The organism is uncultured Subdoligranulum sp. (assembly GCF_937890665.1).
The window spans coordinates 1-8285 of record NZ_CALADU010000144.1; the positions used below are offsets into that span (position 1 = coordinate 1).

At 64.2% G+C, this 8285-nt stretch carries 9 protein-coding genes; all 9 read left to right on the forward strand.

All coding sequences use genetic code 11. The annotated features are described in order from the left end of the window. The first annotated feature begins 454 nt into the window (after positions 1–454). Positions 455–994 (forward strand): NUDIX hydrolase, encoded by a 540-nt coding sequence (locus Q0526_RS08430; protein ID WP_298732479.1) that lies wholly within the window; start codon positions 455–457, stop codon positions 992–994. Further along, complete coding sequence (locus Q0526_RS08435) at positions 991–1674, forward strand: methyltransferase (RefSeq protein WP_298732481.1); 684 nt, start codon at positions 991–993, stop codon at positions 1672–1674. The genes Q0526_RS08430 and Q0526_RS08435 overlap by 4 nt, the downstream gene beginning before the upstream one ends. A gap of 11 nt (positions 1675–1685) precedes the next feature. Beyond that, entirely contained in the window at positions 1686–2465 is a 780-nt protein-coding gene (locus Q0526_RS08440; RefSeq protein WP_298732483.1) for a hypothetical protein, read from the forward strand. Positions 2466–2587: 122 nt separating this feature from the next. Further along, a complete protein-coding gene (locus Q0526_RS08445; RefSeq protein WP_298732485.1) occupies positions 2588–3751 on the forward strand; it encodes a glycosyltransferase in 1164 nt (387 codons plus the stop codon). Continuing rightward, positions 3748–4725, forward strand: a complete 978-nt coding sequence (locus tag Q0526_RS08450; RefSeq protein ID WP_298732487.1) for a hypothetical protein — start codon at positions 3748–3750, stop codon at positions 4723–4725. The genes Q0526_RS08445 and Q0526_RS08450 overlap by 4 nt, the downstream gene beginning before the upstream one ends. Next, complete coding sequence (locus tag Q0526_RS08455; RefSeq protein ID WP_298732489.1) at positions 4722–5843, forward strand: glycosyltransferase family 4 protein; 1122 nt, start codon at positions 4722–4724, stop codon at positions 5841–5843. The genes Q0526_RS08450 and Q0526_RS08455 overlap by 4 nt, the downstream gene beginning before the upstream one ends. Then, entirely contained in the window at positions 5830–6735 is a 906-nt protein-coding gene (locus Q0526_RS08460; RefSeq protein ID WP_298732491.1) for a hypothetical protein, read from the forward strand. The genes Q0526_RS08455 and Q0526_RS08460 overlap by 14 nt, the downstream gene beginning before the upstream one ends. A gap of 28 nt (positions 6736–6763) precedes the next feature. Then, positions 6764–7441 carry a methyltransferase domain-containing protein gene (locus Q0526_RS08465; RefSeq protein WP_298732493.1) on the forward strand — a complete coding sequence of 226 codons (678 nt, stop codon included), beginning with the start codon at positions 6764–6766 and terminating at the stop codon, positions 7439–7441. Between the two features lie 9 nt (positions 7442–7450). After that, positions 7451–8285, forward strand: an 835-nt coding sequence (locus Q0526_RS08470; RefSeq protein ID WP_298732495.1) for a glycosyltransferase, incomplete at its 3' end; no start/stop codon positions are given.

The window sequence follows — 8285 nt, forward strand, 5'->3', positions numbered from 1 at the left end:
GGGCGACCACGCCGTGAACGTGGCCGAGTGGGTGGAGTTCCTCAAGACCGGCGTGCACAAGTCCCGCAAGATCGTCTGATACGCCGCTTTTCCCTTACCATTCCCTTATTTTCCTATACCAACCAGAGTGGGGCCTGCCCTTGGGGCGGACCCCACTTTGGTTTATAGTAATCAAAGAGGGGCACAGTCCTGCACGGCGGTGCCTGACAGGCCTATTCCCCCCTTTGGATTCCCCCTCGACAAAATTCGGCGGCAAATCGCGCACTCGTCGCGGGGCTCCTCACACACAATTTGCCGTCGAATTTCCCTGGCGGTGTCTGCGCCGTCGGCGCATGTCCGCCGCCGCAGACAAATAAAAACAGCCCTGCACGGCGGTAAAAATGCGGTTGATTCCTGGGGGCGGCTGCGGTACAATAGGGGCAAGTCAAATCCAACCGCAAAGGAGCCTTGCACTATGCCACATACCGAAACCACACTGGAAAGCAAAGAGATCTTCAAGGGCCGGGTCATCCGGGTCACGCTGGACACCGTCCGGCTGGAAAACGGCAACACCAGCACCAGGGAGGTCGTTCATCACCACGGCGGCGCCTGCATTCTGCCGGTGGACGCCGACGGCAACGTCTACATGGTCCGGCAGTTCCGCTACGCCATGGGGGAGGAGATCTGGGAGCTGCCCGCCGGCAAGCTGGAAGCCGGGGAAGACCCCTTCGAGGCCGCCAAGCGGGAACTGGGCGAAGAGTGCGGCCTGACTGCCGACCACTTCACCGATTTGGGGGTGGTCTACGCCACGGTGGGCTATGACAGCGAGAAGATCTATGTCTGGGCTGCCACCGGGCTGCATCCCGTGGCCCAGCACCTCGACCCCGACGAGTTCCTCGACGTGGTCAAGATGCCCTTCGACAAGGCGCTGGGGATGGTGCTGGACGGCACCATCCAGGACTCCAAGACCCAAGTGGGCTTGATGAAATACGCGCTGCTGCGCGATAAAGCGTGAATAAGACCGAGATCCTCGACCACGGCACCCGGGTCTACACCGCGCCGGGGGCGGGGCTTGGCACCGACGCGCTGCTGCTGGCCCGGTTTGCCCAGCCCCGGCCGGGGGAACGGGCACTGGATCTGTGCAGCGGGTGCGGCATTGTGGCGCTGGTCTGGCATGATGACGGCCACCGGGGGCCCTGCACGGCGCTGGAACTGGACCCCACGGCCAGCGCCCTCTGCGCCGCTGCGGTGCGGGACAACGACGCCGGACATATCACCCCGCTGTGCGCCGACCTGCGGGACTTTTGCCGCACCGGAGCGGAGCAAGGCCGGTATGACTTTGCTGCCTGCAACCCGCCCTATTTTGCCGCCGGACCCCGCAGCCCCAACCCGATGCGGGCCGCTGCCCGCCATACCGACAGTTGCACGCTGGCCGATGCAGTGAACGCCGCCGCCCGCGCTTTGCGGGAAGGGGGACGGTTCCTGCTTTGCCACCGGCCCGACCAACTGGCCGAGGTCTTTTGCACCCTGCGGGCCGCCCGGCTGGAACCCAAACGGCTGACCTTTGCCCGTCAGCGTCCCGACAGTCTGCCCATGCTCTTTGTGGTGGAAGCCCAAAAAGGACGCCGCCCCGGCCTGCGCCTGGAACCCGACCAGATCATCGAACAGGGTGCGGCCCGGTACGGCTTAGAATAAGGAGAAAAACCATGCCTCTTTTCAACATGCACTATGACCGTCCGGGGCCCGGTGTGGACCCCGATACCCCCCGCAAAAAGGGCTTTGCCCGTTTTGTCGAAGTGCTGGGCCGGGACCTGACCTCGTTCTGGCTGGCCGGCCTGCTGGCCATGCTCAGCGCCATCCCGTTTTTGTTGGGCGTCTGGTTTTCGCTGGTCAGCCATGCGGTGCTGCCCGCGCTGCTGGCAGGTGTGCTGGGCGGTATGATCGCCGCCCCCCAGCTTTGCGGCTTGCAGGATGTCATCCTGCGCAGCCTGCGGGATGAACCCGGCTACTGGTGGACCACCTACCGCCGGGTGTGGAAGCGCAACGCCAAAGCGGCTCTGCTGCCCGGGGCGCTGGGCGGGCTGGTGCTGGCCATGCAGATCTTTACCGTCTACCATCTGCCTGCCGGGCAGGGGGCGATGATCCTTGTCGCCCTGCTGGTGGGGCTGATCTTCTTGACCGGATTGGCCCAGTATGTCTTTGCCCAGATCGTGCTGCTGGAACTGCCCTTTGGGGTGGTGCTCAAAAATGCCGTGCTGATGTTCTTGGGCTACCTGCCCCGCACCATGCTGGGGGTGGTATGGCAGCTTGCCTACTGGGGTGCGCTGCTCTTCTTCTGGCCTTTCAGCTCGGTGCTGCTGGTCATCACCGGTACCTGGCTGCCCGCGGTGCTCAGCCTAATGGCCATCTACCCGCTGCTGGACCAGAACTTCCATATTGAGGAAAACGTCCAGAAACTGCGGGAAGAACAGTACAAAGATTCCTGATTTCGGGCCGGGACCCCGCTGGTTGCGGGGCCCCGGCTTTTTGCTGTGCGTTCTTGCGCAGAACCGGCAAAAAGGGTATAATAGCAAAATAGGCGAACTATAGCATAAAGGGAGGAAACGGCGTGAAGATCCTGCTCATCCACTGCCATTACCGCCTGCCCGGCGGTGAGGATGCCGTCTTTGCGGCGGAGCGGGCGCTGTTGGAACGCCACGGTCATACCGTGGTGGTGTATGAGCGCAGCAACGAGGAAGCCGCCCACGGGCTGGCCAAACTGCTGCTGCCGCTGCGCGCCGTCTGGAACTTTGCCGCCGCCCGGGAGGTGCGCGCCCTGATTGCCCGGGAAAAACCCGATGCCATCCATATCCACAACACGCTGCTGCTCCTCAGCCCGGCGGTGGTTCGGGCAGCCAAACAAAGCGGTGTGCCGGTGGTGCAGTCGCTGCACAACTTCCGGCTGTTCTGCCCTAATGGCATTTTGCTGCGGGAGTGCGCTGTCTGTGAGGACTGCCCCCACAAGGGGCTGTCCTGCGCGCTGCGTCACCACTGCTACCGGGGCAGTCTGTTGCAGACCGCCGTGGTGGCGGCTGCCTACGGGCTGCACCGGCGGCTGGGCACTTGGCGGGGCGTTACGGTGGTGGCTTTGACGGACTTTGACCGCCGCAAACTGCTGGAATACAACCGCATGTGTCCCACCTTTGATGCCGAACGTCTGGTGGTCAAGCCCAACCCTGTCTGTGTGGAGCCCCGGCCCATCCTGCCGTGGCACCAGCGGAAAAACCAGTGCCTCTTTGCCGGACGGCTGGAGGAACTCAAAGGGCTACCCACCGTGCTGGAAGCATGGCAGCAGTTGGGGGACACCGCCCCCGACCTGCTGGTGGCGGGGGAGGGCCCCTTAGGGGAATGGGCCAAAAGCCATGCCGGGCCGAAGGTGCGCTTTTTGGGCCAGCTTTCCCCGGCGGAACTCCACCGCCATATGGCGGAAAGTAAGGCCGTGGTGGCCGCCAGTCTCTGTTACGAGAGTTTTGCGCTGGTCCCGGCGGAAGCCCACCTGCTGGGCACCCCGGTGCTGGCCAGCGATTTGGGCAATGTGGGGGCGTCGGTACAGCCCGGCATCGACGGGCTGCGGTTTGCCCCCGGGGATGCCCATGCCTTGGCGGGCGCGGTGGAAGCGCTGCACACCGCCGCCTTTGACTGCGACGCCATCGCCGCCGCGGCCCGCCGTACTTACAGTGAAGAAGAAAACTACCGCGCACTGCTGCGCTTATATACAAAGGAAGCACCATGAACCAACTGTATCGCGCCCTGCACATGCCGCCCGGACGGCTGCTGCGCAAACTGACGGGCGAAAAAGAGATCTATACCATCGCTGTGCGGCCGGTGCCCACGGCGGAAGGCGCCGACCCCCTGCCTGCGCTGGGGGCTGCGCCCTACATCCAACTGCCGGGGCGGGAGGGGTTCTGGTTTGCCGACCCGCTGCTCTATCGCCGGGGCGGCCACCGGTATCTTTTTGCCGAAGCCATGGACCTGGCCACCGGCAAAGGCCGCATCGAAGTCTGCGAACTGCAGGACGACGGCAAGGCAGGGGACTGGCAGGTGGCGCTGGAGGAGGAGTTTCACCTTTCCTTCCCCACGGTGTTTGACTGGAACGGCGAGACTTGGATGATCCCCGAGACCGGCAGCGACCACAGCCTGCGGCTCTACCGCTGCCGGACGTTCCCCACCCAGTGGGAGCTGGTCCAGCGGTTCGCCGTGGATGCCGAACTGTGCGACGCCATTCTGGTGGACCGCACCCCGGCGGCGCTGACGCTGCTTTGCAGCGAAACCAAGCCCGACAACCAGCTCTATGTACGGTGGCGGCGGTTCACCCTGCGCCATGCTGTCTCGGCTGCTGCGCCGCTGCCCGGCACCGAAGCGCCGGAACCGGCCGCCGAACCCTTTGAGCTGCTGCCCGATGAAACCTTCGACCTGCAGCATCAGGAATTTGACCTGACCAGCCGCAATGCCGGACCGCTCTTCCTGCTGGGGGAGCAGGTCATCCATCCCACGCAGGTCAGCACCACAGTGGATTACGGGGTCTATCTGCAATTTTCCGCCCGGCGGGGCAGTTCCGAGGTGCCGCTTTGCGCCGCACTGCCTCAGGGCGTCCGCATCGAGGGGCTGGACCCCAAGGACATCATCGGCATTCACACCTATTGCCGCGATGACACGTTGGAAGTCATCGACGCGCGGTATCTTGCAAAGGTGGCAACCCATTCATGAAAACCATCGCTATCCCGCAGTTTTACTGCGGGCCTTCGGGCCGCAAAGGCCTGTATAACCGGCAGGAGGTAGGTCTGGCCCGGGCCTTCGCGGCGCTGGGCGCCCGGGGCATCGTGCTCTATCCTGCGCCGGACGCCGACGCCCCCACGGTGGAGGAACCGGAACCCAACGTCAAGATCTACTATCTGCCGGTGCGCAAGCTGGGCTCGCAGGCCTTTTACAAAAGCTGGCAGATCCTGCTGGACGAAAAGGTGGACGCTGTCCACGTCATGGGGGACAACTCCCCCGGGGTGCCGTCCCTCTACCGGTTCTGCCGCCGTCACGGCATTTTGTTTTACAGCCAGCTGGGGGCGCTGAAGAGCGCCTCCAACCACCGGGCGGTGCGCCTTGTCATGGACTTGCTGCTCCGCCGCAATCTGGCTATCTACAAAAAAACGCCCACCTACGCCAAAACTCCGGCGGTGGTGCAGGAACTGGAAAGCATGGGGGTGCCCTGCGCCGGGCTGATGCCCGTAGGGCTGGACACCGCCATCATCCCCGACGTGCCCGCCGAGCGCACCAAGCTGCGGGGGGCCGTGGGGCTGGACCCCCACGCCAAGATCCTGATTTTTGTGGGGCGGCTGGACCCCTACAAGCGGCCGCTGGATCTGGTGCCGCTGCTGCAGGCTGCGCCGGATTGGCAGGCGGTGATCGTGGGGCAGGGCAGTCAAAGCGACGCGCTGCGCCGCGGGCTGAACGATGCGGGTCTTTCGGACCGCTGCCGGCTGATTCCCCAACTGGCCAACACGGCGGTGCATGTCTACTACCATGCCTGCAACGCCTTTGTGAACCTCAACGAGCAGGAAATTTTTGGGATGAGCCTGCTGGAAGCCATGTACGCGGGCTGCCCGCCGGTGGCCCGCCATGCGCCGGGGCCTGACCTGATCATCGAGGACGGCACCAGCGGCATCCTCTGTGATTCGGTGGCCGAGATGGCCGCCGCGCTGGACCAGGTGGATGACGAGATGGGCGCCGCTGCCCAAAGGCGGATCAACGAACATTTTCTGTGGCAGAACAGTGCCGAACTGGCGCTGACGCTGCTGCCCAACAAGCGGGAGGTCGGCCATGGACAACGATAACGCCCTGCTGGAAACCGCCCGCAACCTTTATAAAGGGTGGCGGTTCGGCTGGAAATACCGGGGGGTCAAGGTGCTGGACGCCGAGGCCGGCAACGATCTGGCCCGGGCGGCCATCCAAAAAGGCGGGCCCTTCCTGTTTGCCCGCTGCGGCGCCACCGAGATGCGCACCGTGGCGGACTGGATGGCCCACGGCGACCACTTTACCGACCGCACCCGGCAGGACATCCGGGCGCTGTCGGGGGTATTCCCCACCGACGACGACACGCTGCGCCGCTTTTGCGAAAAGTATGTGGCCTGTGCCCAAAGCGCCGACCTGCTGGCCCTCTGGGACGTGGGGGCCGAGCGGGAGGTCATCCGGGGCTGCAAGGGCACGGTGTTCGCCAAATTGCGGGCGCTGGAACCCTACTACCACCCCCATCCTTGGAGCGGGGCGCTGGCGGGCAAAAAGGTGCTGGTGGTCCATCCCTTTAAGGACACCATCCTGCGCCAATACGCCCAGCGGGAAGCCCTCTTCCCCGGCACCGACGTGCTGCCCGCCTTTGCCAGCCTGACGGTCATTCGGGCCGTGCAGGGCTTGGCCGGGCAGGAGACCGGTTACGCCAGTTGGTTTGACGCCTTGGAGGCCATGCAGGCCCAGATGGATGCTGTCGACTACGAGGTGGCCATTGTGGGGGCGGGGGCGTACAGCCTGCCGCTGGCGGGCCATGCCCGGGACACCGGTCACACCGCCATCCAGATGAGCGGCGCCACCCAGCTACTCTTCGGCATCAAGGGCAAGCGGTGGGACACCCACCCGGTGCTGTCCAAGCTGTACAACGACGCGTGGGTACGCCCGGCGGAAAACGAGGGCATCGCCAACCGGGAAGCCGTGGAAGGCGGCAGTTACTGGTAAACCCGGGGCAAGAAAAAAGGAGCGAATCATGGAACTTACTTGGAGAAAACGGCTTTGGAAACTGGGGGACACCCTCTTCCACAAGATGAGCTTTGCCGAGGCCGAAACCTTCAATGTGCTGCGGCTCTACGCGGGGGACATCCCGGCGGTGCCGCTGTATGAGAATCAGGGCTTCATCGGCCTGTCCATCAAGCAGGCGGACTGGAACACCATCAAGCACGACATCACCCAGCCCTATCCCCTCAAGGACAACAGTGTGGACTTCTATCAGGCCGAGGACGTGCTGGAGCACATCCCCTACGAGGCGCTGCCCGCTGTGTTGGCCGAGGTCTACCGCATCCTCAAGCCGGGGGCGCGGATGCGCATCTCGGTGCCGGACTACCGGTGCGATGTCTACGCCAACCGCTGCCAGAAGGACGCCGATGGGAAGATCGTTTTTGACCCGGACGGCGGCGGCTGGTATCGGGACGGTAAGCTGGGCGGCGGCGCCCACCTGTGGTTCCCCGTTTGGGAGAGCGTCAAGGCGCTGGCCGACCAAAGCCCCTTCCCCAAAGCAGAATTTTACCACTACTACGACGAAAACGGCCAGTCGGTCACCCGTCCCATCGACTACACGCTGGGCTATGTGGACCGCACGCCGGACCACGACAAGCGGGTGCAGCATCCCTACCGCGCCCTCTCCATCGTGGTGGATCTTATTAAATAAGGAAGACCTATGAAGATTCTGATGATCGGCAACCATCTGGGGGTACAAAGCGGCGTCCAGCGCTATGTGCAAAACCTGTTGCTCCACATGGACCTGACCCGCTATCCCGTGGATCTGTTCGTGGGACAGTGCCCGCCGGAACAGGCCTCCTCGGCCCCCGCGCTGGAAGCCGCCGGGGTGCGCATCTTTGCCGTGCCCGACCATAAAAAGGACCGCATCGTGGCCCTGTGGCGCCACCTGCGCACCCATAAGGACTACGACATCATCCACTACCACACCGCCAGCAAGATCGGCGCGCTGGTCTGCGGCATGATGCGGCTGCTCTGTCCCCGGGCCAAGATCATCGTCCACAGCCATATCGTCTACCCGCCTCTGACCCTGACCTGGCGGGCAGCCCACGGGGTCTACCAGCTCTTTGCCGACTACTTCCTCGGCTGCGGCGTGGCCGCGGGCCGGTTCGTCTTTGGTGACCACATCGACCGCAAACCCAATTTTGCGGTGGCCTGCAACGCCGTGGACCAAGGGCGGTTTTTCCCCGATGCAGCGGCCCGCGCCGCCACCCGGGCCCAGTACGGCATTGCCGACGCTGACCGGCTGGCCGGGTTTGTGGGGCGGCTCAACCACCAGAAAAACCCGCTGTTTTTGATCGAGGTTTTTGCGGCGATGGCCGCCGCCGACCCCGCGTGGAAACTGCTGCTGGTGGGCGGCGGCGAGATGGAAGCGGACATCCGGCAGGCGGTGGCCCGCCACGGCCTGACCGACCGGGTGATTTTCGCGGGGGTGCAGAGCAATGTGCCCGCCTATATGAACGCCTTTGACCTGTTTTTGCTGCCCAGCAACTTCG

Excerpts from the sequence above, each read along its gene's own strand:
- Q0526_RS08440 (WP_298732483.1), top strand. The coding sequence starts at position 1,686 with ATGCCTCTTTTCAACATGCACTATGACCGTCCGGGGCCCGGTGTGGAC.
- Q0526_RS08430 (WP_298732479.1), top strand. The coding sequence starts at position 455 with ATGCCACATACCGAAACCACACTGGAAAGCAAAGAGATCTTCAAGGGC.
- Q0526_RS08455 (WP_298732489.1), top strand. The coding sequence starts at position 4,722 with ATGAAAACCATCGCTATCCCGCAGTTTTACTGCGGGCCTTCGGGCCGC.
- Q0526_RS08465 (WP_298732493.1), top strand. The coding sequence starts at position 6,764 with ATGGAACTTACTTGGAGAAAACGGCTTTGGAAACTGGGGGACACCCTC.
- Q0526_RS08460 (WP_298732491.1), top strand. The coding sequence starts at position 5,830 with ATGGACAACGATAACGCCCTGCTGGAAACCGCCCGCAACCTTTATAAA.
- Q0526_RS08450 (WP_298732487.1), top strand. The coding sequence starts at position 3,748 with ATGAACCAACTGTATCGCGCCCTGCACATGCCGCCCGGACGGCTGCTG.